Here is a 26125-nt window from a genome sequence, read left to right as displayed (position 1 = left end):
CCCGACAGGTCGCGAGACCAGCGTAGAACCTGCAATAGCTCGAGAGGGTCTCGTCGACCTGGATTAGCTGCGCACCGCTCAGAGCCACACTCACAAACTGCTAGGGAAACATACCGACTACTACGGCATTTCCTTCAGCGTGGCCTGGGAGCAGACACTACAGCGTATTCGTGCACGGATCGGCAGATGCGTCCGCATGGATGCATATCATATGACCGGGTCGCCCCCGGCACGTGCTATAGTGCCCTTATGATTGAGCCACAGTTCGCGATAGCGATTTTCCCTTTCCTCAAGACGAGGTCGCCCGTACGGATAGGCGGCTACACTTTCCGCTCAACAACAGACCTTGAAGGTCTGCCGCCAGATCAAGCTAAGGCAGTCGGCGAACTTGCCTCGATGCTATTTGCGCAGAATGATCTGCGCATAAAATCCGCCTCTTACGCTGTCCTACCCGGAATAGAGGTTCATTCGGGCGATCATCGCCTCAATCATCTCGTTAACCTACGAGACGTCGTATCTTATCTGTATGCAGCTCCGCACGATGTATTCGAAAACGTCTTCCTGTCGCCTGAGGAGACGAGCCTCGTACTTTTTACGGCCTCGCGCGTAAGCGTATTTCTGACCCGTCCTGAACACCACACCGAGAGTATCGCGACTGCGCCCGGACCTGAGCCTGATCAGCATCACTACATTCCTGGCTACAATGGCCTCTACAATTTCAGGCATGCCTTCTGGGTCGAACCAGGATCACGATTGTACGGTCCAAAACCGCATATGACATTGAATATCTCGCAAGACCTCTCGATCGACCTAGAGCATCGAATGGTGGGACCCCATCATCACCTGCTGTTGGATCTACTGGAGAAGCCGGAGACATCGACCTCGCGGCGCATCTTTTCGGCCTTGCGCTGGTTTAACGCTGCGAACGAAAACGGACTCAATCAGAGTCAGACCCTCCTCAATTTGGCGGTCGCCTTTGAAACGCTCTTACGCCTTCCGGAGTCCTCAAAAACCGAGCGCTTGGTGGACGCAATCTCGTTGCTTCTTGGACGAACGGAGCGTCTCAGTGAGTGGGCTCAACAGTTTTACGATGCTCGCTCGCGCGTGGCTCATGAGGGCGAGGTACGCGATCGATACTTCTATCCAGGTGGCACCAACAGAAGACAAGTTACCGGCATATTCGGCTCCCTCATGCTGTACGGCCGCCAGATATTCCAACTATGCGTGGACACTGTGCTTGTGGGCATCGATTTAGCTGAACGCGCGGATCTCCGGGAAAAGCTCGTATCCAACAACGAACGGTTCCAGAAGCTTTGCGATCTATTACAAAGCAAAGCTGGCTCCGCCGGTGAACGGTTGCTGAGTTTGGCGCCCACACTACGCGCGCTGGAGCGTTATCGGTTCCTCGCCAACGCGCCCGATCCCGGTCCACAGCTTGTGGCCTCGCGCCTTGCTGCCCTTTCGCTTATGGAATGTAACTTGAACCTACCTGAAGATCTTGCCACCACCATCGCCGAATGCGCAGCTAGCAAACGTTCTGACGGCGAATTTAAGCAGCTCTCGGCAATCGAAGCCTTGCAGAGGGCGTTTGAGAAGCAGGACGACGCTACGCTGGCTCCAGAATCACGCAATGTTCGTGATCTTATTGGGCTAGTTTGGATGAGCGAGTTCCCACGGTACTTTCGTCTTAAGGCATTGAACGACGAAAAGGATTCGTAGACCCCTCCGGCACCAATGCCGACTCTCCGGCATTGGTGATGCCGAGCCGACTGCGCCGGGACCGGGTCGGGTCAAGGGCGGCTCTGCCGCTCGTCTCGACCCTTGAAGCGGCCTGGGCACGACGGAATGCGAGATCTCCCTCCTGCGACCAGATCTCACGGATAATCCGGTGTCCCCAAAATATCCGCGTTGCCGATCTCGATCTCCAGTCGGGCCGTGGGCAAAGCCCACGGGAGTAGGCCTGAGACGCAATAGAACCGCGCGAAATTAGTTTTGATTGGTCGAGCTAAGGGGAGGAGCTGGCTGTTGACCAGATAATGCGGAAACGGCCAAATCGGCGGGATACAAACTACATGGACAAATTCAGTACCGGTAGTTTAGTCCAAGCCGGAACAGGTGCAAATTGTAGTCCACGCTAAACGCGCCGGCGGGATTGCACAGCGGACAATTCAGCTTTGACAAATTCGCGTACAGATACTCGGCCTTGCCGGTCCACGGCCCGAATATGGCGTATTCGATGCCTCCGCCGAGGGTAAAACCAAATTTCATCGAGGAAGAGCTGAAAATCGGTGTCGTCGCATCGGCCGTCAGCTGGCCGAAGGCGGGACCGACCGTCGCATAAGGCAACAGTCGGTCAAAGGCGTAGCCGACTCGCCCCCGTACAGTGCCAAGCCAAGGACTGCGGGTGGTGCAAACACCCAAGGTGGGGCAGGTCGCAGATCCCCGTGCGTTCATCCAATCGAGGTCGGCATCGACGCCGGCTACCCAATAGCCAAACTGATAATTGTATCCAAACGTTCCGCCGACGGCGCCGCCGGAAGTCGAGAGATTGCTTGCGGGAATAGTTGGTGATGGGCTGTTCCACGCGGATTTTCCGATTTCTCCTCCTATGTTGAGGCCGACATACGGACCGGTCCAGTTGTAGACGGTCGTCAGCTCCGTCTTATACGTGACGGGCTGGAAGGTTTCAGTTTTGTATTTCGGAATCAAATCATCGATCTTGTAGGCGGGGATAGTGGCATCAGCCGCCATCGCTGGCCCCCTAAAACGCCGATCGCAAACGCCAGTCTGAGTGTCTTGGTCACCATCCCCGCGCCCCCCGTTCTAACCAAGTTACGCCTTAGTTCTGTTGCTCACAGCCTTGCTTCGAACCGCAGCAAACAGATCCGTCTGGGCGAATGATGCAAGCATTAGTCTCATTGCCACCCGGCTTGAGGTGGATAATGATGTCCTTGAGCTTCGGGTCTTGCAACGTCGGCTCGACTTTCTGTTTCAAGGATTCGAGATCCTGGGGACTTAGCTTTGGCGCCGGATCAGCCGCGAGGGATTGGCTTAGCGGCAACATCACCAAGCACATGGCAAGGTACGTCCTCAGCATGATGGTTCTCCTGTCATTGGATCAAGGCGTAATGGTGCGTACGGTGAGGGTCGGAGCTTGATTGGCGTAAGGTGAATTCAGCGCAACAAGTTGGCGAAGCAGCGCAAAAATTCGCTTCGTGTTGTCTGCAGTGGAGGGAACACAGTAGCGTTCGCCCGAATAAGAGATGCCGACGAAGCAATAGTTGGAATCCTTCGTGATAGTGAATAGCTGTTGGTCAGAGTCCAGTCCGGTATAAAGCCCAACGGACGATCGTCGTGCGACTAGCTTTCCAAGAAATTCATAGACGCCGAAGGCGGAACGTAGATAAAGCTGGGCTTTGATCCGGCCATCCAGACACATTTCGTAGGCAGGCCTGGGATCAGTCGGCTTCTGTTGCGTGGCAATACCGCATGGGTCTTTGAGGGAAACCTTCTTTTCCGGCTTCGTCGCGTTCGGTGTGCTGATTGCCAACGTGACCGGCGTCGACCCTGACGTTGTGGCCGTCGCCTCGCTGGATTGGTCTTTTCCAGGAGGTTTGCTCAGGATGGAAACAGTTAGAGGCGTCGTTCCAGCCGCTGTTGCAGTAGTGGTACCGCCTGAACCGTCCTTGGTCGGCGCCGCTGCGCTGTCCTTTGCAGTCCCGGCATCTGTCTTGGAAACGGACCAAGCCGTTGATGCGTTGCAGAGTGGTCTCAATCGTCCTGCTGTAGGTTTGTAACGAAAGGGATCCAATCGGCCACTCTCATCGAGAATGCCTTTGCAAAATTTGGACTCAATGCTGGATCGAAACCAAACCGTCAGGCCAGGATCAGCGCAAAATCTGTTTGCCGGAGCGCTACGCGCCGCCGGAAGGGCGTCCACGTCTACCTGCGCGGTAAAGCCTTCGCGGATCATCCACGCCAGATAGTTTTGAAAGCACTCCGAATTGATTTGTTGAAAGCTGGGCTTTACCGATCCATCGGCAGTCTTCACCTCGAAGTCCTGGGTGCCGACAGGATCATTCGTGTACTCTTCGATTAAAGAACCATCGAGATTGAGGAGCCGCATACGATCGACGAACAGGAAGAAGAGCAGTTCGCGCGAATAGCCTTGATTGATGAAGAATCCAATGGTTGCTGGACTGATAGGAGCGAGTAGTCCCTGGTATGACGGACCATCGTCGACAACACTTGCGTTAAAGTCGGTGCCAGCAGACCTGCTCAGCGTATTTGGCGCGAAAGTATAGTTTCGCGCGGGCACTACACCAGGCGGCACAACAGGCGTGTGAGGACCGAAGGTTATCGAGGGAGTCCTACGCTCCCATTGATCGTGTTGTGTCCTTGCAAAGTCGTAAGTGACACAAACGAAAGCGGCTCTGACCGGCTCGCCCGGATAACGTTGAGGAGAATGGCTTCGCTGTAGTAGGTCGCAACGCCTTCATTCATCGTATCTGTACGAGAGTTGACAGCATCAATGTCGGTACATCCGCTCAAAAAAAGAGCGACACTCGAAAAGACAAACGCAATACGTGAGCGGTGTGATTGAATACGCACGTTGTCCACCCCAAAAAACAACCTTGATGCGAGTGCAACATTGAGTTGTTGTCGATGGCCGTCAATCGTATAGTGAATTTTTGGTTAATTCTCTCGGTTAACACTCAAACGGCCAGTTCGCGGCGCTTTCGGTCGCGCTGAACGCTGTTTGCCATGCGAGGTCTGCGTTGCGCAGACCCGCACCACCGGGACGACCGGTCAGAGAATGGCTGAGGGGGCAGTGAAACGACCACGGTCAGGCATCCTTCACATGGCTCCTCGCTGGCTCCCAGGGCGACGCCGCTTCGCTATCGCGCGAGGGACCGTCACCGGAGGCCAGGACGCTTGGCCGACGCTCTTGCGTAGAGTCCGGTCGCCCTACCGGCGCACCGAATGACCGAAACGACTGTGCAGTTGAAAAACGCATTCAATAAAGTGCCCCGCATCGTTTCCGATGCGGGGCAAGTAGCTTTGCACGTTGCGGGTTATCAGTTCTCAACGGACTTCAACCATTTCCAAGGCTTGGAGGATGGCTTCCCTTGCCACGCCAGCGCGCCTCGCCGCTGCTCCGGTGATATCCCGCAAAAGGTCTGGCCGCCGCGATCTACTTTCCGCTTTTTCTTGTACCTGTTGCGGGGAAACAATATTCGATCTTCTACCTCTCAGCAGATTTGCAAGTCCCTGAAATGTTCAAAGCGCGCAAACCGCTTTCCTTGTCTGCGCGACGTGCCGGGTGGCGCAGGTTCACCTATGATTTGACCATCGTTCAACAGAGCTTCGTGAGACTCAAGTAGGTTACGCGTGGCCCTGACGACCCATGAGGAGCGCGATGTCTGGATGCGGGCGCCGTGGGATGAGCCGAAGGCATTCCGGCGGCCGTTGCCGGATGATGTGCTAACGATCGTTCCGCCGGGCGGAGAAGGACGACCGGGAGACGGGTGTGTTCACAAATCGGAAGTTAGCTGTTAACAGGCTGGACGCCTGCTACACCAACACCGCGCAGCGTCTGCATCGACCGAATGCTGTTGGAGCGCTCGTTCATAGCAACCAGATCGGGCGCCCGACCGGATGCGACCCTACGACGGCAAAGCCGTCACCTGGGTGCTCAGCCAATACGCGTAAGCCTGAACGCCTGCTTCGGCGGGCGTTCATCCTTTCACTCAGAAGAGCCGGTTCGCAGAAGACCAAAACGAAATGGGCATAACTGGGCTTGCCGCTAGGCGAGGAGCGCATTGCTCTCTACTGTAGCGAGAATTAAGGGGGAGGGCGTCTACTATGAAATTCATCCATTCATCCGATCTCCAGATCGGCAAGGTTTTTGGCTATTTCGAGCCGGAGGTTGCGAGCGCCCTGCAGGAAGCGCGTCAGGCCGTCGTTCGGACCCTTGGGGAGGCTGCGGTTAAATCCGGCGCGACGGCGGTCCTCATTTCTGGCGACATTTACGAAAAACAACAGATGTCTCAACAGACCCTGGCACGGGCCATCGAGAACATGCGCGCGTTCAAAAGCGTTCAATGGCATCTCATGCCTGGAAACCACGACCACTTCCGTGAAAACGGACTATGGGATCGGATTGTCCGCATGCAGCTCCCCTCGAATGTGATCGTGCATACGCAGGCGGGTGCGGTGCAGATCGCGGACGAAGGTGGCGCTCCTGTCTTTGTGTTGCCTACGCCCCTTCGTTTCACATCGAGCGCGGACGATCTCACAGCCTATATGGATAAGGAGGCCACGCCGGATGGTGCGATCCGTATCGGCATGGCGCACGGCTCCATTCAAGGCTTTGGATCAGAGGGTGAAGCCAGCAACTACGTGGCGCCAAGCCGCGCGGACAGCGCGGGCCTCTCTTACCTTGCGATGGGTGACTGGCATCGGCAGATGCGGGTGAACGACCGTTGCTGGTATAGCGGCACGCCTGAGGCCGACCAGTTCAAGCTTCCGCCAAATCCCGTATCCTCGCACTGCAACGGCGGTTCGGCGCTTCTTGTCGAGGTCAACGGTTCAAATGCATTGCCGGTGGTCTCGCCAATCCCGACAGGCCGTTACCAATGGCACAGGGTCGAGAAGGTGCTGACCGAAGATGCACAAGTGGATTTGCTCGAAGGCGAGCTCCGTGCGCTCGATTCAGACCTCAGCAAAATTGTCGTCGATCTCCGGGTTACGGGCGCGGTGTCTCTCGCCGGCCGTAAGAAATTTGAGGAACAAATCCTCCAGAGCGTCGGGGCTGCGCTTCGCGGCCTGCGCTTTGACGAGGCCGGCCTTGTTCTCAATCCGACCGACCGGGATCTCGATGAGATCGATCACGCCGGCTTTGTGCGTGTGGCAGCAGACCGCCTCAAGGCCATGGCTGCGGTCTTGTCGGATCAAGGCCAGGCGTCGCTTGCCGCCCTTGCTCTCAAGCGTCTTTACATCGAGCACCTTCGTCAGGGGACACGGTCATGAAGATCCGATCGATTGAGCTTACCAACTTCTGCAAATTTGTCGGAACCTTCCGCGTCGACAACATTGGCGACAACGTCAATGTCTTGGTGGGGCGAAACGAGCTGGGCAAATCGACCCTGCTGAAAGCCATCAACGGCGCCATCTTCGAAAAGGCCAAGTCGACGGCTGCGCACGTCAAGGCGTTTCGCCACTTCGTCAACGGCACCGTGCCCGAAGTGAAGCTCACCTTCGACATCGACGGCAAGAGCTGGACCATTCACAAGCGCTTCGCGGGACAAGCTGGTAAGTCAACCTTGACCTGTTCGGATGGCCGGCTGTTCGAGGACGACGCAGCGGAGGCGGAACTGCAGCGCCTTCTCGGCTTTGCTGGCAGCCGCAGCGGCGGCGAGCCTGGTATCTGGGGAACGCTTTGGGTTCAGCAGGGGCAATCCTTCGGCGATGCGGCGCTTGATGAGCATGGCCAGCGCACCATGCAGGGCTGCCTGGAAGCGCAGGTAGGCCTTGTGACAGGTGGAACGCGAGGGCAGAAAATTCCGAAAGCCATCAAAGACGCCCTTGAAACGCTAAGGAGTTCGAAAGGACCGCGCGGGAAGTTCAAGGACGCAATTGATCGGCTTGCCGAGAGCAAGCAGGAGACGGCCGACTTTGAAGCGAAGCGGCAGTCCGTGTTTCAATTGATGGAAGATCTTGCGCGAAATAAGCGCGAGCTTAAGCAGGAAACGGATAGCTGGGACGACGCGGCGCACCGCAGCGAGGTCGATGCGGAGCGGACCAAGCGCACGGTTGCCGCGACGCACGCTGCCGAACTTCGAAGTGCGACGGACGCGGCCAAGCTCGCGCGCGAACGCGCAACACAAGCCCGGAGATCAGTTAATGATCGCGCCAAAGCCGTTGTAGAACTGGAATCGCTCGAATTGCAACTCAGCGATCTGAATACGGCAAGCGCCGGCGCTGTTGCCGCGAAGGCCGGCGCCCGGGCCTCCGTCGAGGCCGGCGAAGCCAAGCTGTCCGATCTTCGCAGTAAAGCAAGCCAGAAAGCCGAACGAGCGCGGAATCTTGAGCGTATCCGTGCCATTGTCTCGCTGAATGCAGAAATCATCGAGCACCAGCTGACCCTCGATAAGGCTGCTTCGCTTGAGTGCGAGGCGGGGAAGCTTTCGGAATTGATCGGCGCCATTGCGACGACCGATGCCGCCGTAACGAAAATCGAGGAGGCCGTTACGGAGCTATCGGCCGCAGGTGCAGCCGCGAACGCGGTTGCGACCACCGTTTCATTCGCCCTGGAGGAGGGCGCGCTGCCGAGTGTTGCCTTAGACGGCAAAGCGCTCGATACATCCGCAACATCGCTCCCAATCCTTGGCAAGACAGTAATCACCATTCAAGACGTGGGCGCGATCACGGTAGAGCCTCAAATCAAAGATCGCGCCGCCTTGGTCGCACGCCGGGACGCGGCCCGTGAGGAAGTGAAAGCCGCTTTGGAGACTGCAGGCGTCATGGATCTAGCCGCCGCGCGCACGGCGGCGGCCCAGCGCAACGAATATCTCCGCCGTTCGGCAGACGTCGGCAAGGAGCTGGCAAATCTTGCTCCCGGAAATCGGACCAAGAAGCTGGCGGCCGGGCTGGAAGCTCTCAAGGGCCATTTGGGCGAGTTGCGCGGCCGGCTCAAGGTTGAGATGGAAAAGTGCGAACTTGCGGAAATTCCTGGCGAAGATGATTTGACAGACGACATTGCCAATAATCATGCAGAAGGCGCGCGGTTTGCTGCCGAAATCGAGACAGCTGAGGCTGAATTGGCAGGGCCTCAGGACGCTCTCGCCCAGGCCGACAAAAAACTCCTGAGCGCGCGCGAACGCCTTGCTGGGTTAAACGGCACGATCGAGACCAAGAAGGCGGACCTAGCAGCTGGGCGTGCCCGCGCCAGCGACGAGCAGATCACCGCAAGCGCGGAGAGCCTTGAAGGTGAAGCCGTCGCGAGGGATGAGCAGTTGGCAGAGAAGCTGCGCGGTCAGGGCGAAACAGTGGAGGCCATCGATGCCCGGATTAAGCGGCTCGAAGGCGTCGCCGCCAACCACCAGCGGTCGGTCGCAAATCTCGGGATTGAGGTGACACGCCTTACCGCGCTGATCGAGGCTAACGAAGGCGCCGGCGTCGAAGAAATGCTTCTTGCCGCCGAGGCTGAACGTGATCGCCTCGCGAGCGCCGTAGCCGAATTTGAGAAAGAAGCGGCTGTCCTAAAACTGCTTTCGGAGACATTAGAAGCAGCCGAAGGTGAGGCAAAGACCCGGTATCTCACGCCGGTCATCAGCCGTGTGGAACCCTACCTGAAAATGCTCCTGCCCGGAGCCGATATCGTGCTTGATGAAGATTTGCGCATCGCTGCGATCCAACGCGCCGGGCAACGCGAGGATTTCGATGTCCTGAGCGGCGGCACGAAGGAGCAACTTGCTGTCCTCACCCGACTGGCTTTTGCCGAGCTTTTGCTAGGGCAGGGCCGGCCGGCCACGGTCATCCTCGACGACGCGCTTGCGTTTTCAGACGACGACCGCATTGAAAGCATGTTTGATGTCCTGATGCGGGCTGGCGACAAAGTGCAGATTATCGTTCTGACGTGCCGGAAGAAACTGTTCACTCGGCTTGGGGCTGCTCCCTTGGAAATTCGGGACGCGGCGTGAGGTTTGGGCTGTGCCGGCTGCTAACTGAATGGCATCGGCTGTTTGCGGGAGATATGCGGAAAGTGGATGGTTAACGGACAAGATAACCTCGCGAGAGTTGTGGTCCTATGATTATACCAGTTGAAGAGGTCTCCAAAATCCGCAACCATTCGCCTTGACGCTGTCGCTAACTATTAGGGGTCCCGCTCCACGTGCCCGCCCAAGTAAATGTAGAAGACGAACTGGCGGCACGACGGTTGACGGGCCTGCTTGATTACGTCGAAGCGCTCGTCAAGCTGGATGAGCGCGTTGCAACGCGACTGTCGCAGCACAAACTCGCCGACGGCTCCCAGTTCGCCGTTCACCAGCACGAACTCGCAGGGCTTCCTGCAATCCAGTGCGATTCCAGTGACGCTGACGGCCCGATCTGGTTGCGGGTTCAACGCCTGCAGCGCACGACGCCGCCGGCGTTGGACGGCGACGGCAAGGAGTGGATCGACATCTCTAACGACCCGCTTCGCGTTCCAGTTATACGGGATGCACTTCATATCCGTGTGCCCGAGGCGGAACAGCAGCGGCTCGTAGCGGCGGGCGAAGCGCGCCCCCAAGATTGCGTCCAATCACTGAAAGCGGAGAAATCTGACACTCCCAACCAGAAATTCTACGATGTTATGTTGCGCCTGGAAGATCGGCCCGCGCTTCGCGACGCTCTTGAACAGTACTGTGCCGGCCCCTGGTCGCATTGGTCCGAGCTGGAGAAGCCGCGAAGGCGATCCATCGCCGTTTATCAGCGCCTGTTCGAGATCGCACAGCGATTGCTCCAGTCTGGTGGCAACGAATCGATCGAGCTTGTGTGGGGGATTGGCCTTGCGCGGTGGAAACACCTTGCCGAGCTCATCGACCTTCCAATGATTGAATGTGGCGTCGAAATTGAGATCGCGGAGACCGGCAACGCCGACATCACCGTTCGCCCGCGCAGCGGCGTGACGCGCGTTGAGCTTCGACCATTCGAAAAACTCGCCGGCGCGCGATTTGTGCTGGCGGAAGATGCGGCGCGGCGATGTCTTCGCTCCTTGGAGGGCCGGATAACGAAGGTATCTCTCCGTTTCGCGCTGAAACGTTTGAGCCCATTCTAAAAATATGCGGCGGCCAGCTTGACCCCGAAGGCCGGTTTCTTCCCGATCACCACTCGCTTCCTGCATCTGAGCCGGTTCCAGAGGCCGAGGGAGAATATCTGACGGTCAGCGACCGATACGTGCTGTACGCGCGCCGCCGCTCGAACAACTCGGTACTGCGTGATATCGAACGACTTAAAAAGGAAGTGTCTTCGGAGGACGACAAGCCGATTAAGATTGAAGGTGCGACCCGAACGCTGGTCCTGGGTCCGACCGACGGTATTGACGACACGTTCAAGCCGTTGGGAGACCGCTTGGGCGCAGCCGGAGAGGTTCAACTGGAGGCCGACGAGGGGCCGGTTGACCCGGATCACGGCGACCTATTCTTTCCAAAGCCGTTCAACGACGAGCAGGTCGAAATCATCCGCCGCCTGGAAAAGTCGGACGGGCTCGTCGTTCAGGGACCGCCAGGCACCGGAAAAACCCATACCATCGCGAACATCATTAGCCACATGCTGGCGACGGGGCGGCGTGTCCTTGTCGTTTCGCACGGGGAGACGGCGCTGCGGGTCATTCAGGACCAATTGCCCGAAGGTGTACGCGACCTTGCGATCAGCGTGACAACTTCCGAACGGGAAGGGATGAAGCAAGTCGAGAAGGCAATCGGCCTTATGCTGGGGGTGGTCAACACGATCGACATGAACCGATCTCGGCAGGTGAAGATTATTCGAGACCTTGAGTCCAAGATTGTTGCGGACAGAAATCACCTTGCCGAAATTGATGTACGACTTGCAAAGATTGCGACGCAACATCTCTCGCCGATACCTGGCTCTACCGAACTACCTTTCGAGGCTGCCAAAAGGGTGATTGAGGACAAGGCGCGTTACGCGTGGTTCTCGGATCGGCCCCTGCGGCCGTTTTCTGATACGGGCATGACCTCCGCCGAGATCGACGCGCTTTTCACGGCGCGCAGGACGGTCAAAGGCGACCTTAAGTATCTCGGAGAACAATTTCCCAGCCCAGCCAACATGCCGGATCCCGAGACCGTCCGCGCCTGGCATCTCGATTTGATTGCCGCACAAGACCTGACGGCTGAAAGCACCGCTTCCGAACCGCTAACCCGGCGCGTAATTGCAACGCTTGGCCTCGACAAAGCCGCTGTACTGAGCGAGAGGCTGCGGCATCTCGCGTCCAGTATATCTGCCCTGCTGGACCAGTCCTGGGCCTGGGCGTTGACCGAGGCGATCCTCGGTCAAACGGCAATGGCCGGCCGACTGGAGCCTCTCGCCCGCGCGTTTTTAGCCGACGCACACGACCTGGTCGCGCAGCGCGTGCCGTTTATTGCAAAGCCAGTCCAGCTTCCAAAGGAATTGCCACCTGCGAAGCAGCTCTTTCAAATTCTGGCAACCCTCAGCGCCGGTAAGAACCCGTTTGGAATGATGGCCTTCGGTACCAAGAGCCATCAACCCGTTTTTGAAGCGATGAGAGTTGCGGGTCTGCGGCCTAGCGTGCCAGACGATTGGCAGCACGTCCAACAATTCATCGAGTTCTGCGGTGCGGTGACGAGCCTCTCGGTGCGTTGGGAGACGCTCAAAGTAGAGCTATCAGCGCCAAACGATCTCTCCTTTGCAGTAGAGTCGTTATTCCTGCTCGATACACTGTCCGACACGCTCCATGCCTGCCTGACTGACGTACCCGGCCAAATAGCCGAAATGTCGGAGCAATTATCGGCGGCCCTCGGAAATCGCGACGAGGCCAGCGCGATTTTGCGCCATCCCGCCGCGACTGCTGCCTTCTCTCAAGCATTATCACGTCACGTATCGTCGGTAAGGCTGGCGGCTGTCGCAAAAAACGTGGCAGAAGCCGTCGCACAGTTCGACGGCAGCAATACCGATCTTGCGGGCTTCGCACGGCAAATCTTGACCGAACTGGTTGGAAAGCCAAACGCGGATATCGAGCGACTGACCCGCGTATGGCAAGGTATCCTCTCCAAGTTGGGACATGTTCGCGCGTTGGCGCCTTTCTTCGATCGCATAACTTACACCTGTGGCGAGCTTTCGAAAGCGGGAGTGCCAGCATGGGCTGAACGCCTAACAAGTGAGCCTGCCAGCGAAGCGACAGATCCAGCGGCCTCCTGCGACTGGCGGGAAGCGTGGGAGTGGGCGGCACGGCTGACCTACCTCGAAAAGATCGGGGCTAGCAGTCATCTGGCCCAGTTGCACCAGGAGCGGTTGGAAATAGAAAAGGCTCTTCGCGACGGGTTCGCCACGCTCGTGAAGGAAAGAACCTTCTTCAATCTTGCCGCCACAATGAAGGGATCCGCCAAATCCGCCCTTCAAGGTTTCGCCAATATCATCCGGCGTTTGGGTGCCGGGACCGGGCAGAGGGCCGCACTGCATCGTCAGAACGCACGTCTGGCGATGGAAAATTGCTACGAGGCGGTACCCTGCTGGATTATGCCTACATGGCGCGTCTCCGAGCAGTTGCCTGCCACGCTTGCCAGTTTTGATCTCGTGATCCTGGATGAAGCGTCGCAGTCCGATGCGCGCGAATTGCCAGCGCTCTTACGTGGCAAAAAGGTGCTCGTTGTCGGTGACGACCGCCAGATCAGTCCCAGCTCAGCTTTCCTGTCGATCGCGAACATCGCGCGTCTGCGACAGAACTTCCTTAGCGAATTTCCATTCCGCGCGGAAGTAGAGCCCGGTGCTTCGATTTACGATCTTGCGCGTGTTATGTTCCCGGCGAAATTCGTCATGCTCAAGGAGCATTTTCGATGCGTGGAGCCCATCATCCGTTTTTCGATGCAGTTTTATAATCAAGACTTGGTGCCGCTTCGTATTCCAAAGCCGAGCGAGCGGTTGGACCCGCCCTTGGTCGATATCTACGTTGAGGATGGGCAGCGCCGAGGAAAGTCCAAGGTCAACCCGCGCGAGGCAGAGGTCATTGTCGAGGAAATTGCCGCGATTGTCGAGCAAGCGTCGGGTGTTGAAGCTCCTGCGCGGTCAATCGGGGTGATATCCCTCGTCGGCGCCGATCAGGCGCTGCATGTTCAGAAGCTTCTGATGGAGCGCATCGGCGAAGCAGCCATGATGCGCCATCGTGTCGTGTGCGGCGACAGCGCATCCCTCCAGGGAGACGAGCGCGACATCGTCTTCATTTCGATGATTGCCGATCGCTCGCGCAAACAGTCGCAGACATCCATTCAGTACCAACAGCGGTTCAATGTGGCGTTATCGCGGGCAAGGGATCGGATGGTGCTCGTGCGGTCCGTGAAAGAGGAAGAGCTAAATCCAAAAGACCTGAAATCAAAGGTGATCGGACACTTCCGCGAGCCGATGCCGAACGTCGTTAATCCTAGCTTGGACCTCATTGATCTCTGCCAGTCTGAATTCGAGCGGGCTGTGTTTATGGCACTTATCGAACGGGGATACCGCGTTATTCCGCAAGTGGGATCTGTGGGGTTTTCCATCGATATGGTGGTCGAGGGAGAAGGGGGAAGGCGCCTTGCCGTCGAATGCGACGGCGACAGGTATCATGGCCCGGAGCGTTGGGCGGACGACATGCGGCGGCAGCGCATCCTGGAGCGCGTAGGTTGGAGCTTTTGGCGCTGCTTCGGTTCCAATTACCAGATCGATCAGCAAGGCGTTATGGACGATCTAGTTCAGACGCTCGATCGTATGCAGATTAGGCCGATCGGACTCGAACCGGTCAATCGAAGTTATTCCGAGCATCGTGTCATTTCGCCTGCTGCAGAAACGTCAGGCGATTTTGCAGCGACGCAGGTAGACGGGACAATCTCGGTCGCAGCCTTGCGAGATGAACTCGGTCCCACATCGAATGACGCTGAACCGGAGTACCGATTAGCTCCGGGCGACCGCGTCGTCATCCGGCATCTCGACGTGGAACCGTCGCGGCCGGAATTTCTCACAATAAGCGACATCGCGGATGATCCGATCAATGGCTATCTGATGTTGTCCTCGCCACTTGGACAGGCGCTGTCGCAGGGCTCGCCAGGAGATGAGTTAACCTATCAGGCAGGCGAAAAAGAACGCGGTGTTCTGTTTGTTTCACTGGAGACCGTGTCGGCTCAAGCAGCTTAGCGGACATTTCTCGCATCGGTGTTGTCGCATTAAAACGAGGCCCAGCGAATTGCCGGTCGAGACGGCCATTCTCTCGATGAGATCAAGGGCAAGCATTATCGGATGTTTGTCGATCCTTGCTACGCGGCGAGTCCGGAGTACACTGCGTTCTGGTCTGCGCTCAGCCGCGGCGAGTATCGGGCAAGTGAATACAAGCGTATTGGCAAAGGCGGGCGAGCGGCGCTGACGCATGATCCACCTACTCGGCTGTTGCCCGGAACGCGAGCAGATGCGCTGCAGGCCCGGATGAGTGAGGCGGCACCGGCGGATGGCTCAGTTGGCGCAGGATCAAGCGGATCCAGCCCCACGCGGTCGTTTCTGTTGCGGGGCGCCGGCCGCTTTCGCCTTCAGCTGCACGATCTCGCGGATCATATGCTCTATCCGCTTCTGAAGGTCTCGAATCTGCTCTCGGTCCTCACGTCGATTGCGCTCGAAGCCGTCGATCGTGCGTTGTGCAGCGCGAACATCGGCCTCCGCGTTGCGCAGCGCCGATTGGAGGGCGCCAAGGTTCCGGACAAGATCGTCCCTCTCGATCGTCAGTTGCTTCACAGCGGCGTCCTTCTCCTTCCGCAGGCTCTCGGCCAGGGCGATTCTCTCCGACACGGCCAGCGCGTCGTTCTCCAGATCCTCAATGCCGTTCCGAAGCCTTACATTCTCTTCCCCAATCGTACTGGTTGATGTCCTGGGTGTGGCTACCCAATATTTGGCGAGAACAGATAAGATTTCCTGGGAGGTTTCGGTCGACAGGTGCTGCAGCTCTCGTTTCAATGCACTGGGCAGGTGGGTCGCGAGGGCTGGGCTCGGGGGGCGCCGTCGAGGCATGCCGGCAATGATAACCTTGATCCGATTGACGTTTCCTCCTCCCAATCGGACCCGGACCCGCATAGGATTGATTTCTTCGCCCTCTGCAATCAATGCTTGCGCAGCAGCCAAGATTTCGGAATCGGTATATTTCTGCGGGCGCGACATGGGATTTGTTTGATTTGTGCTAACTTATTTTACATTCGGTTCCGTTCCGATGAAAGATGAGAATGAGCTTTCTTGATGTCATTCCCCACACCTTGTTTCGCCTGCTGTCATCGCCGGCGCACGTTCGCAATGTCGCGGTCCTGGAAGCCATCTTTGATCAGTTCTTCGATGATTTTGCTTTCGCACCAAAGAAATCCGAAGTCCTGCAGGTCATTCGGCAGGTGCTTGAGAATCCCGATTTCCGGAGTGTCTCCGATGACGACGAGACAAGTCCAACTCCGGAAACCGCCGATCACGTCATCTATGGGCGATTGCGTGACGATGGCTGGATCATGGAAGTGGCAAACCGAAAAGCCGCCGAGGTCTACATGCCCCGCGAGGCCCACGCTCTGCTTTCCTCGCTGATCACGCTCAAGGAGGAGCTGAAGGTCGATATCTCGGCCGAGGCGAGCCTGATCGACAGCGGCATCATCGCGGCCTACCAGGACCCCGTCGGCAAGGTCATGAACATTGCGAGCGCGCGCCGCCAAGCGGTACAGCTGCGGCGTTCGATCGACGGTGTTCTGACATCACTCCACCGGATCGAAGAAGACCTGATGCGGTCCGAAGGCCTTGCCGACCTGTTGGCCAGATTCATGGAGCGTTTTGTCGAGAAGATACTGCTGGAGAACTATCGCGCGCTCAAGGCGTCTGCGTACAACCCGATGCGCTTCCAGCGCAGCATCCAGACGAATACCGACCGTTTCATCAACGACGAGGGCCAGGTGGCGCGTGCCGCCGTTGCGCTTGCGGATCAGGGATTGGTCGCCGACATTGCTACGGCCGAGTCCCAGATCATCCAGGATCTCATGCGCATCCGCGCTGTGTTTGCTGGTCTCGGGGAAAAGCTCGACGTCATCGACCGCTTTTCACATCGGCTCGAGCGGCGGATTGCGACGACCGTGCGATACCAGGAGACGGCTCGAAACGTCCGCGAGGAGCGGCTGCGGGATGCGATCCGCCTCGCGTTCACCCATTGGAGTGCCGGCAATACCGAATGTGTCACGCCGCTCGTTGAAATCCCGGTCCCGTATTCGACAGCGACCCTGGCTCTAGCGAAGAAAGCGCGCGAGCCGGTCGAACCGCAGACGCGTGAGCCAAAGATGGTTGATCCGGCCGATGTCAAGCGCGAGCAGATGATCGATGCTTATGTCGCTGCCATGGACGTTACTCCGCGTGCGGTCGCCGAACGCATGCGGATGCTGGTGCCGGATGACGGCGGCTTCTACGATCTCGACCAGTTCGAGCCCGAATCCGCGCGCGATATCGCGATCCTTTATGAGGCTCGGGCCGGCGCGCTCGCTTCGAACCCCGAATTCGAAGTGCGAACGAGCGCGTCTCGGACTGTCAACCGGTTTATTTCTGGACCCGGCGTGCTGGTGCGCCGCAGACAGGGCAAAGCATGACCTACTTCTCGCGTTGGGCAACACGGCAAGCCGCCCAGGATCCTAATTTCAGCGCCGAGCAGCTGACCGAGACCGCAAACCGCCTCTTGCATCGGCAGTTCGTCGCCCGCAGCGATTTCGGCGGAGCTGCTCATTTCGACCGCATCGCGAGCAACCTCGATTACTTCAAAGATTTGTTCGCGAGCTTCGGCTTCAGGTTTGTCTTCAACGATACCTGGGGCTATGCAGGATTTGTCAGCCCCGTTGCCTATAGCAATGCGCGGGTGCCGACCCAGGAAACCATCGTCCTTCTCTGCCTTCGTATGCTCTACAACGAAGGTGCCGAGAAGGGCTATTTCGTCGACTCGAGCGCGCAGATCCTCGTCGAGGAAGAGGAGATCCAGACGGTCTTCTCCTCCATGGGATCCCGCACCCTCAAGCCTGGGGAATTGCGAGCGATTCTGACAACATTCAAGCGCAAGGGCTTGGTCACCTTCGACCAAAATCATTCGCTGCAGGTGTCAGCCGACATACTCATTCGTCCAACCATCACCGAGGTGGTCGATGGTTCGTTCCTTGCCCGTATCGAGGTTTGGGCGGGTCAACCGGTGCGCGCCGCTGCAACCGTGAATGGCGAAAATGATGCCGCAGATGACGACTCTGAGGTTATGCCGGAGAACTCGCCATCATGATTTCGGCTTTCGTGCTGCGCAATATCGCCGCCGTCAACTTCTATCTATACGCCCAGGATTTTCCTATCTCCGGGGGCGGCAATGCCGTCTTTCTCGGTGGGAACGGCTCCGGCAAATCGGTTCTGCTCGACGCTATCCAGATCGTCATGACGGGCATGAACCGGCGTTACCTCGACCTCAACAGCCGCGTTTCCGAAGGAGGGCGCAGTACCCGAACGGTGCGCGAAGCCTGTCTCGGTCTCCTCGACGACGGAGCAGGCTATGAGCGCGATGCCTGCTTGACGTACATCGCTCTCGGTTTCGAGGCCGTCGACGGATCACGTCGCTGTACGGCGGGAGTCTGTCTCGAGGCGAAAGCCTCTCTCAGTGAAGAGAACGTCCTCGGCCTCTTCATTGTCGAGGGCGAGATCCTTGGCTTCGCCGACTTCGTGCATCCGAAACCCAAGGGCTTCGAGGAGAAGGCGTGGCCAACCTTTCTGGATGAGCAGCGCCGCAAGGGCCGCAACGTTCAGACCTTCCAGCGGCAGAAAAACCAGGCCTTCTTGCGGGAACTGTACGCGATCATCAACGGCAACGCCCGCGGCACGCAGCTCGATCCCGATCGTGCGCGCGCCGCGTTGCGCCAGGCGCTGTCGTTTGACATCGGACAAATCACGAGCGTCACCGACTTCGTCAAGCGCTTCCTGCTCGACGACCTCCCGATCGAGATCGAGACCTTTCAGGCGCGCTACAATACCTGGCGCGACATGCAAAAGACCATCGAGCGCGTCGAAACGGAGATCAAGACAGTCGAGACGATCCGGTCGACATGCGAGCGGGTCATGGAAGATCAGTTCAACACGCGGATGTGGAACTACGCGGCTCAGCGCGCGGAGTACGATCGATACGGCGCCTTCATCGCCAAACAGCGTCAAGAGATCGACGAGATGCAGGAGCAGCTCGACAGCACAAAATCTTATCAGCAGACGCTGGGCGAGGCGATCGAGCAGATCCGGCGCCGGCTGGACGCTATCAAAGACCAGATCGACGGAACGCCAGCGTATAAGCAGATCGAGAAGGCGCAGGCTGAGAAGAACAGTCAGGATGCGATCCGCAGGGCAGGGACCGTCGAGGCGAAGCCGATTTTCGATGCCCTCAGCGCCTTGCGCGAAGCCGCAACGAGCCCCGCATTTCCAGCTGATTTTGCCGGTATCGCCGATTTTGCCTTGCGCCTGACGCCGGGCCTGCTCGGCGATTACGATGTCACCTGGCCCAAATCCCCCAAGCAAATCGCGGCCCTCGTGACGGCCGTGCCGCGCCTGTCCGACGCGCGGGTTCGGCTCGACGAGCGCTATCAGAACGCCGCTTCCGACAAGGCAAGCCTCGCCAAGGAGTTCGACGAAGGGGATCGCGTTCTGAAGAAGCTGCGATCGGGTGGTACCTACATGTCCAACGACACCCAGGACTTCCTGGCCGACATGGCGAAGATGCGTGTGCCGGCGCAAAGCCTTTCAGAGGTCGCCGATATTGCGCCCGCCTTTGCCGAATGGCGCGCAATCATCGAATCAATCCTCGGCGACTGGGCCGATGCCCTCATCATCGAGCCGCGCTTCATGGACCAGGCCTACCGGCATTTCGACAGCCACTATAAAGCGACCAGGGCCAAGCTGATCCAGTCGGAGAATGTGTTGCCCCAGGATCACAGTGTCCGGCCCGGCACGCTGGCCGAGGCGGTCGTCACCGATAATTCATATGCCCGCGCGTTTCTCAATGTCCGGCTCGGTCGGATCATTCGGGCGCGCTCAGCCAATGATATCCGTAAGGGCGATCTGGCGGCATCGGCCGACGGCAAATACGCTCATGGCCGCGGCATCGAGTATCGGCAGCTCAAGCAAATCCCCCGGCTGGGACAATCGGTCCGCGAGCAGCAGATCGCCCAGCTCAGTGAACAGCAGCGTGAGCTGGAGACGAAGTTGCAAACAGCGCGGGACAATGAGCGCCGGTCATTCGCCGTTCTTGAGGCCGTCAAGCGCGCAGACGCTACCCTCGTGACCAATCGGGGTACGGCAACGCAGCTGCTCGAGAAAATCGAATCCGCGGATCGGGAAAGCGAGCGCCAGGCGGCCCTCATTCGCGACCTCGAGGCAGAGTTACCGCAAGGGGTTATAGAGGAAAAGCGCGACACCGAGAAAATGCTGGCCCAGTACAAGAAGGAGCGGGAGGAAGAGGAGGCTAAGGAGGAGAAGCTCATCGACGCTATCGGGCAGCGAAAGGGCGCTATGAACGCGAATGCTGAGGAACGCAAGAAGGCCGCTGACCGGGCCTGCGAAGTGCTCCCGCCATTCGACCGGCGCCGGAAGAGACACGATCCCGCCATCGGCCTCGAGGCGTTCGTCCGGCGCGCGCGGACGGCCTACACGCAAGAACGCGCCACACGCGGACATCCCGCGCATATCCGCAATCATTTTGAGGGTCTTCTCAGGGACAGGGCGCCGGCCCAGCGAGTCGCGAGACTGAACGCCGCGATCCAGGACTATGTACAGGCAGATCCGGACCAGCATCCGGGATTCGAATGGACCCAGTTTGTCGCTACTGAACAGACGACTACAGTCTACGACTGGATTGATCTGCGACACCGAGAGCTCACGCAGACGATCTTGCGCAACTTCAAGGAACAGATTGACAAGGCCGTCGCCGCCCTCGTGGAAACGATGGTGCACGATTTCCTAAGCCGCCTTAGCGGCAACATCGACGCGGTCGACCGCATCAAGGATGATCTGAACCGGGCGTTGCGCGGCAGCGTCTTCATGGGAGAAGTCTATCAGATCCGCCAGGAGCGTGATCAGGACAAGGAGACCATCCGCTACCTGATCGATCGGCTTGACATCGTGGCGCCAAAGGCCACCGCGTTGATGCAGAGCAATCCGGATCCAAACGATCCGGACCAGGTGAAAATCAAAGAGTTGATCGACATGCTGACGATTGAAAATGGTGACGATGCCCAAAATCGCCGTCGCATTCGTGAGCTCGCGGACTACCGGAGCTACTTTCGTTTCAGCATCGATATCTGCGACCCGGAGCAAGGCTACCGCCGGATCTCGGATCTTGAGCAACGTCGCGGCAAGGCCAGTGGAGGGCAGAAGTTTGTTCCGTTCTACATCTGCCTTGGCGTTGCGGCCGCATCAGCGTACTTCAATCACCTCGGTGGCAGTCGCGATGCGCCGTCCCAATCGGCCCTTATGCTGATGGACGAGGCGTTCGAGAAGCTCGATCCGGACAATATCTACAAGGTCATCCGGTTCTACCATCAGCTCGGCCTGCAGCTCATTATGGCTGCGCCAAAAACGCATCAGGCTCTCTATCAGGAGACGTTCGATACGTTGATTTCGATCATCCGGGTCGGCCGCGCGATCCAGGCGATCCCACAACATTTCCATCAAGAGGCGCACATTCTCTTGCGCAAAGAGAATCCGATGCATCAGCCGCGAAGCTTCTTCGAAGAGCGTGTCCGCGAGGAGCGGAGGCATGCCGCGGAATAACCAATACACCGCCGAGACACTGCTGAATCGGGTGCTCGACCGCTTTGAGGTGCCGCTGGCTCGCACGCGCGACATCACGCAGACGATCGACTACACCCTGGTCGGCGGTCCCGCCGCGCAGGACGAGTTTCATCGTGTGCTGCGGGATGCGGAACGAGCTGGTGGTGTCGCGCTCGAGCAGGATCGCCTTGGTCGCTTCACCGGTGAGTTCGCGCGGGTGCGTCTTGTCGATCCTGACAAGCTTTATAGCTTCATGGTCAGAGCGCCCGCAAGAGCGACCGCCGAGACCGCGCACCAAGCGATACTGACCGCCATCCCGGAGATCCTGGCCGATGCCTTCTTTCGGGACATCGAACAAGAGGCGATCACTGCCTGGAGAGGTAACAAGAGCTTTCTCGGGCTCTCGGTGGGCGAGATCGACACGTTCATTACCATTCTCCGTCTCACCTATGGCGTCATAAATCTGTCGGGCCGCGATATCGACCATCGAACCTTTTCACGCCGAGCCGTAAAGGACAGCAAGGCCCTGGAACGGATGGAAGGACGCGTCGCCCAGCTGCTCAGACGTCATGATCCGAATCTGATCGGCGAGGAGCCGCGGGAAGTTTTGGAGGCGAGCGGTATCGTGCGTCGGGCTCACCTCCTGCAGGTCAGGGGGCCGCTCCGGCTCTCCTGCGATTCCCTGATTATCAACGGTACCGGGAACGCATTTATCGGCTTGCCTTGGCCGGCCGTTAAGCAGGCCGCGTTGGCTCACGCCGTCGACTACGTCATTACGATCGAAAATCCGACCAGCTTTTGGCGTTACAGCACGGAGATAAACGGAAACTATCTTGCCCTTCTGACCGACGGGTTTCCCGCGCGCGATGTGCTCTCGAGCATGGTCCATCTCGTTCGGCAGGCTCTTCTCTTGGCGCCAACAACGCCGGTGTACCATTGGGGCGATATCGATGCCGGCGGCTTGAGGATCACCGCGCATCTCGAAGATGCGTTCGGAACCGATGTTCGACTGCATCAAATGGAGCCAAAACTCGCATTGGCCTTCGGGTCGCCGCTGCGATCGCAAAAAGGTCTCGATAGACTTGCTATGCGCTCAGGTGAAATCGGACAATTGGCCTGCTGGCTTCGGAGCAGATCGGCGAGCATGCTGGAACAGGAAGAACTCGATCCGACGGTACCAGTTTTTGCGCCGAACCGGCCTATGTCGTCATGACCGCAATATGACCGTCGCAATCAGCTCCGGGGTGGCAACCTGTGGCTCGCTTGCACTAAATGTGAGCGCTAACCCGTCGGGTTGCTAGGAATTATCGCTAGCGGGGGGCGATGAGCGGCGTAGTACCAGGTGTATTCGAAGAGCGGCAACGGTGCCGCCGGGGTTGTCGTATCTTCCGCGAAACGAGGTTCTCATTAAGGACCTTGCCGGGAAGATCATCGATACGGCCATCGATGAACTCGCCGCGAATGAATCCCGGACGTAGTTGCCATCGTTTCGGTCAACGGCTCCAGAGCGGCGCGTCCGGCGAACCGGACCCGCTTTCGTGAACCGAGCCCGGAGCGTCTCGGCCTTTCGGCTTCAATCCTCGCGCTCATTTACGTGTTGCTCGCCGGAGGCACTCGCGCGAAGGGCTCGTCGTTTCGCGACGTTCGCTATCCTGCACGTCGCGCGGGTGCCTTGTTAACCGGCCCCCCAAGAGTGCGCCAATACCACGGTTATATCACAGATTGTATAGATCGAAATGTGACCTGGCTTACTCTTGAGGGCTCTGGACGGTTGCGTCGCTACTTGCCGTCGATAAAGTTGACGCCGATCCTATCCGCGAGAATAACGAGGTCCGCGTATACGGAGTCCACAGTCAGAAGATCTTCCGAAGTGCCTCCGGGGAGAGATCCGCCGCGGCGACGCGATCGCCGAAGATCACGATCGCCAAGGCGCGATCGTCCTGGCGCGATACCCAGCAAAGTCCCTCGGCGTGGGGGCAAGCAGTATGAAAGGCTTCGGCCCAGTTCCGGGTCCTCGGATACCCGTCCTTTTCAGTATCGATCAACTGACCGCGTTGAATCCCGAGCTTCTTGAGGGCCGGCACGCTGAGATCGACGAGCTTGAGATCTCGTTTCGGCGTCACCTGCGAATAGGCGTGGCCGGCCAGCTTTTGCTTGTCGAACGTTTTTAATCCGGCGACAAACGGCACGTCATGAAAGACGGTTTCCATGGCCGCGCAATCGAAGGTCGTGCCGCCATAAAGGGTAGGGATGTTCGAGCCGCCTAAAGCTTTGATCGGACTGAACCGGGCGTTGCCATTCGGGCCAGGATTGAACTGATTGTTGCCATAGACTTTCGGGTGGATACGATGAACGACTTGGCCTTTCGGCCAGGTCGTCATGTTCACCAGATTGGCAAGGTCGGCGGGCGGAGCCGGTACGGCCGACGGCGGCGAAGGCGGAGCTGGCGATGGCCTCGCTGCCTTCGGTCGGGCAGTCGGGGGGCGTCGTGCACCGGACTTCTTCTTAGCCATGGAGCACGTTCTTAGCCATGGAGCACGCCGGCTACCTCATCCTCGGCCGCTGCAACGACGCGATCGGGCTCGCTAATCAGCAAGTCCTGCGGTCGCTTGCCACCAAGGAAGCTGTTGACCGACGCAAACCAATAGGCGAGGCCCCAATCGTCTTTCTTTCCGCGGAATACCTCCAGCACCGGTGCCAGCCCCTTTGCCGGGCGATAATCGGTCGAGGAGTCGAAAGCGTAGCCCGGGAAGTAGTCCGTTCCGCGATGATGTATGGCGAAGATCTGCCCATCCCGCTTCCACTTGTTCGGCTGAGCGCTGGGATTGCTGGTGCTATATCCCGCCATCTCGGCGATCTGCGCCGCCGTCATCCATTCGCCGGTCTCGATCACGCGCTTGCGTGCTTCTGCCGTCATCCGGGCCTCAATCAGCTTGTGCCGAGGCGGGGGAACGTCAGGGACGAGAGCCTCGATGATCGACCGAAACCTCGCCTTGTGACGATCCTCAATGATGCTGGGGATCAGCGGAGCCAGAATAGCAACTGTATCCAACAGGACGTGGGCAAGTGATTTGCTGCCATGCTTCAATGTCAAAGCAACGACTTGCTCCGCCGATAGGTGGGCAAGTTTGCTTCGCACTTCTTCGGGGTCCCCGCGACGGTTCCCACACCCGAATGCTCAAGAGCTTTTTCTGCGGCCGTCATGGCGTCATTCCGGTTATTTCGGTTATCAATATAATACAATAACCGGAATCATCAAGGTTTTTCAGCTATATTCCGAGGTGGAACGGGCCCAGGCGCCGAAGCCGGTTCCAACCTCGTTTTTGGCTGGTAACCGGTGGAGCTCACAAGCTAGGCAAATCTTGAAGAAACCGGTTCAGATCGCTTTCAAGGACAAGGGTCCGATTGCCGCATTTTTTGACGACGAGGTGCTTCATCTCGATCTCCTCGTACAGCTTGGTTCTCGACAGCCCGTCCGCTCGATGACTTTCTCGAGAGAGAAGCTTGCCGAGCACGTTCAGTTCTGCCCATCGCGTAGCACGTAGAGCCGGGGCCAGAGAGGGCGGCAGCGGACCCCTGTTGGACCATCGGACAATCATGGCGAATTCGGCGTTCCGAAAGCGGCACGGCGGTTTACGTGAGGTGGTAAAGCGGAAGATAACTCTCGATGTGAGCAGTTCGCGCGCAGATCGGATCCGGCTGTCCTAGCCGCTGTAACGATGCCCCAACCGATCGCGGTGCCTGGCCATCGCAGGGGGATCGAACATGTAGAGTTGTTGGGGTGTCGCGATCAAACGTCGCATAAGCCATCGGGTGCTGTCGCATGACCATGAGATACCAGACGACAGTCTACAATATAGTTGCGGTGCGCAGGCCGCAAACGACCTTGACGCCTTCATAGCCCGCCCTCCTGTCAATTGTGTCCCAGTCAGCCTCGACCCGTATGGCCGCACGGTTGCGACCTGCTCGGTGCAGGTGTGGATCTCGGTGAATGGCTTGTACGCAGCGGCCTTGCGTTGGATTGGCCCCAATACTCGAAGGGCAGGTATCGCGAAGCTCAGCGTGAGGCTGAGCGTACCGGCCAGGGACTCTGGAAGGGCAGCTACGTCGAGCCGTGGCTCTATCGGGCATGCATCCGCGCAAGTGGAAAGGCGTCCGCCTGTTCGGATGATGCAAATGCCCACCCTTGATGCGATCCCAGCAAGGCGCCAATCCACAACGTGCGTTGGCCAATCACCGCACTTGGGCAGGTGGCTCTGGCGCGGTTTGGGCGACTCGCGCTATCCATCATTTCCAATCACCTCACTGCACAATGGGAATGAAATGGTTGCAGCCACCCGTGAATTGCCGGCCTCTGGTTACGCGCTTGAAGTGGACGGCCGGCTCAAAGCCGAATTTACAACCAGGGACGGCGCCAGGGCAGGTGGCGAAGAACTGAAGAGGCGTTTTCCCATGCTTCAGATCAGGATCTACGACGCGCAGACGAATGCGCGCGAGGAGATCTAGGTCTTAGACTCAATTCTTAGTGGGAGTTCTTCCGTTTGCGCGCGTGCGGCTCTCGCCGCATCGGGCTCTCGTGAACCGA

17 protein-coding genes are annotated in these 26125 nt (G+C 58.3%); 11 read left to right on the top strand and 6 right to left on the bottom strand.

The genetic code is table 11. The features are described from left to right. Positions 1-249: 249 nt before the first annotated feature. Positions 250-1719 (top strand): hypothetical protein, encoded by a 1470-nt coding sequence (locus tag ACTGJ9_RS38800; RefSeq protein WP_456675303.1) that lies wholly within the window; start codon positions 250-252, stop codon positions 1717-1719. 363 nt (positions 1720-2082) lie between these two features. On the opposite strand, the gene ACTGJ9_RS38795 is transcribed toward ACTGJ9_RS38800, so the two are convergent. The 3 genes from ACTGJ9_RS38795 to ACTGJ9_RS38785 all read right to left on the bottom strand — a co-directional run bounded on the left by ACTGJ9_RS38795 (position 2083) and on the right by ACTGJ9_RS38785 (position 4318). Next, positions 2083-2751 (bottom strand): outer membrane protein, encoded by a 669-nt coding sequence (locus tag ACTGJ9_RS38795; RefSeq protein ID WP_456675302.1) that lies wholly within the window; start codon positions 2749-2751, stop codon positions 2083-2085. An 88-nt stretch (positions 2752-2839) separates the two neighbouring features. Continuing rightward, positions 2840-3097 (bottom strand): hypothetical protein, encoded by a 258-nt coding sequence (locus ACTGJ9_RS38790; protein ID WP_456675301.1) that lies wholly within the window; start codon positions 3095-3097, stop codon positions 2840-2842. Between the two features lie 21 nt (positions 3098-3118). Then, positions 3119-4318 (bottom strand): hypothetical protein, encoded by a 1200-nt coding sequence (locus tag ACTGJ9_RS38785; protein WP_456675300.1) that lies wholly within the window; start codon positions 4316-4318, stop codon positions 3119-3121. A 665-nt stretch (positions 4319-4983) separates the two neighbouring features. On the opposite strand from ACTGJ9_RS38785, the gene ACTGJ9_RS38780 reads away from it, so the two are divergent. The 5 genes from ACTGJ9_RS38780 (at position 4984) to ACTGJ9_RS38760 (ending at position 14898) form a co-directional block, all read left to right on the top strand. Beyond that, positions 4984-5349 (top strand): hypothetical protein, encoded by a 366-nt coding sequence (locus ACTGJ9_RS38780; protein ID WP_456675299.1) that lies wholly within the window; start codon positions 4984-4986, stop codon positions 5347-5349. Between the two features lie 516 nt (positions 5350-5865). Continuing rightward, the gene (locus ACTGJ9_RS38775; RefSeq protein WP_456675298.1) at positions 5866-7032 is read left to right on the top strand and encodes a metallophosphoesterase family protein; all 1167 of its coding nucleotides are present in this window, start codon (positions 5866-5868) and stop codon (positions 7030-7032) included. Next, a complete protein-coding gene (locus tag ACTGJ9_RS38770) occupies positions 7029-9704 on the top strand; it encodes an AAA family ATPase (RefSeq protein WP_456675297.1) in 2676 nt (891 codons plus the stop codon). The genes ACTGJ9_RS38775 and ACTGJ9_RS38770 overlap by 4 nt, the downstream gene beginning before the upstream one ends. A gap of 191 nt (positions 9705-9895) precedes the next feature. Next, positions 9896-10819, top strand: a complete 924-nt coding sequence (locus ACTGJ9_RS38765; protein WP_456675296.1) for a hypothetical protein — start codon at positions 9896-9898, stop codon at positions 10817-10819. After that, positions 10744-14898, top strand: coding sequence for an AAA domain-containing protein (locus ACTGJ9_RS38760; protein ID WP_456675295.1), 4155 nt, complete (start codon positions 10744-10746; stop codon positions 14896-14898). Before ACTGJ9_RS38765 ends, ACTGJ9_RS38760 begins: the two co-directional genes overlap by 76 nt. A gap of 327 nt (positions 14899-15225) precedes the next feature. Here the strand turns inward: ACTGJ9_RS38760 and ACTGJ9_RS38755 are convergent, their stop codons facing one another. After that, on the bottom strand, positions 15226-15906 hold the full coding sequence (locus tag ACTGJ9_RS38755; protein WP_456675294.1) for a DNA-binding protein: 681 nt from the start codon (positions 15904-15906) through the stop codon (positions 15226-15228). A gap of 56 nt (positions 15907-15962) precedes the next feature. On the opposite strand from ACTGJ9_RS38755, the gene ACTGJ9_RS38750 reads away from it, so the two are divergent. Genes ACTGJ9_RS38750 through ACTGJ9_RS38735 form a run of 4 tightly spaced genes read left to right on the top strand, consistent with a single transcriptional unit; the run spans position 15963 to position 22753 of the window. Next, complete coding sequence (locus ACTGJ9_RS38750; RefSeq protein ID WP_456675293.1) at positions 15963-17351, top strand: Wadjet anti-phage system protein JetA family protein; 1389 nt, start codon at positions 15963-15965, stop codon at positions 17349-17351. Further along, entirely contained in the window at positions 17348-18022 is a 675-nt protein-coding gene (locus tag ACTGJ9_RS38745; protein WP_456675292.1) for a DUF4194 domain-containing protein, read from the top strand. The genes ACTGJ9_RS38750 and ACTGJ9_RS38745 overlap by 4 nt, the downstream gene beginning before the upstream one ends. Continuing rightward, positions 18019-21540: an SbcC/MukB-like Walker B domain-containing protein gene (locus tag ACTGJ9_RS38740; RefSeq protein WP_456675291.1), complete on the top strand. Its 3522-nt coding sequence runs from the start codon at positions 18019-18021 to the stop codon at positions 21538-21540. Before ACTGJ9_RS38745 ends, ACTGJ9_RS38740 begins: the two co-directional genes overlap by 4 nt. Next, positions 21527-22753 carry a Wadjet anti-phage system protein JetD domain-containing protein gene (locus ACTGJ9_RS38735; protein WP_456675290.1) on the top strand — a complete coding sequence of 409 codons (1227 nt, stop codon included), beginning with the start codon at positions 21527-21529 and terminating at the stop codon, positions 22751-22753. Before ACTGJ9_RS38740 ends, ACTGJ9_RS38735 begins: the two co-directional genes overlap by 14 nt. A gap of 640 nt (positions 22754-23393) precedes the next feature. Here the strand turns inward: ACTGJ9_RS38735 and ACTGJ9_RS38730 are convergent. Both ACTGJ9_RS38730 and ACTGJ9_RS38725 read right to left on the bottom strand, forming a co-directional pair. Next, positions 23394-24053, bottom strand: a complete 660-nt coding sequence (locus ACTGJ9_RS38730) for an RES family NAD+ phosphorylase (RefSeq protein WP_456675289.1) — start codon at positions 24051-24053, stop codon at positions 23394-23396. Positions 24054-24064: 11 nt separating this feature from the next. Continuing rightward, positions 24065-24634 carry a hypothetical protein gene (locus ACTGJ9_RS38725; RefSeq protein WP_456675288.1) on the bottom strand — a complete coding sequence of 190 codons (570 nt, stop codon included), beginning with the start codon at positions 24632-24634 and terminating at the stop codon, positions 24065-24067. 1229 nt (positions 24635-25863) lie between these two features. Between ACTGJ9_RS38725 and ACTGJ9_RS38720 the strand changes: the two genes are divergently transcribed. Further along, positions 25864-26046 carry a hypothetical protein gene (locus ACTGJ9_RS38720; RefSeq protein WP_148778152.1) on the top strand — a complete coding sequence of 61 codons (183 nt, stop codon included), beginning with the start codon at positions 25864-25866 and terminating at the stop codon, positions 26044-26046. Positions 26047-26125 lie beyond the last annotated feature (79 nt).

It is taken from the genome of Bradyrhizobium sp. RDM12 (assembly GCF_051917485.1).
In the GTDB taxonomy this organism is placed as follows: Bacteria; Pseudomonadota; Alphaproteobacteria; order Rhizobiales; family Xanthobacteraceae; genus Bradyrhizobium.
Note: the sequence above shows the minus strand (reverse complement) of the source record. Positions and strands in the feature narration are given on the sequence as shown.

Coding starts and splice junctions, on each gene's coding strand:
- ACTGJ9_RS38755 (WP_456675294.1), bottom strand. CDS start 15,906: ATGTCGCGCCCGCAGAAATATACCGATTCCGAAATCTTGGCTGCTGCG.
- ACTGJ9_RS38800 (WP_456675303.1), top strand. CDS start 250: ATGATTGAGCCACAGTTCGCGATAGCGATTTTCCCTTTCCTCAAGACG.
- ACTGJ9_RS38735 (WP_456675290.1), top strand. CDS start 21,527: ATGCCGCGGAATAACCAATACACCGCCGAGACACTGCTGAATCGGGTG.
- ACTGJ9_RS38740 (WP_456675291.1), top strand. CDS start 18,019: ATGATTTCGGCTTTCGTGCTGCGCAATATCGCCGCCGTCAACTTCTAT.
- ACTGJ9_RS38780 (WP_456675299.1), top strand. CDS start 4,984: ATGACCGAAACGACTGTGCAGTTGAAAAACGCATTCAATAAAGTGCCC.
- ACTGJ9_RS38750 (WP_456675293.1), top strand. CDS start 15,963: ATGAGAATGAGCTTTCTTGATGTCATTCCCCACACCTTGTTTCGCCTG.
- ACTGJ9_RS38745 (WP_456675292.1), top strand. CDS start 17,348: ATGACCTACTTCTCGCGTTGGGCAACACGGCAAGCCGCCCAGGATCCT.
- ACTGJ9_RS38730 (WP_456675289.1), bottom strand. CDS start 24,053: ATGGCTAAGAAGAAGTCCGGTGCACGACGCCCCCCGACTGCCCGACCG.
- ACTGJ9_RS38720 (WP_148778152.1), top strand. CDS start 25,864: ATGGTTGCAGCCACCCGTGAATTGCCGGCCTCTGGTTACGCGCTTGAA.
- ACTGJ9_RS38790 (WP_456675301.1), bottom strand. CDS start 3,097: ATGCTGAGGACGTACCTTGCCATGTGCTTGGTGATGTTGCCGCTAAGC.
- ACTGJ9_RS38795 (WP_456675302.1), bottom strand. CDS start 2,751: ATGGCGGCTGATGCCACTATCCCCGCCTACAAGATCGATGATTTGATT.
- ACTGJ9_RS38770 (WP_456675297.1), top strand. CDS start 7,029: ATGAAGATCCGATCGATTGAGCTTACCAACTTCTGCAAATTTGTCGGA.
- ACTGJ9_RS38760 (WP_456675295.1), top strand. CDS start 10,744: ATGTCTTCGCTCCTTGGAGGGCCGGATAACGAAGGTATCTCTCCGTTT.
- ACTGJ9_RS38775 (WP_456675298.1), top strand. CDS start 5,866: ATGAAATTCATCCATTCATCCGATCTCCAGATCGGCAAGGTTTTTGGC.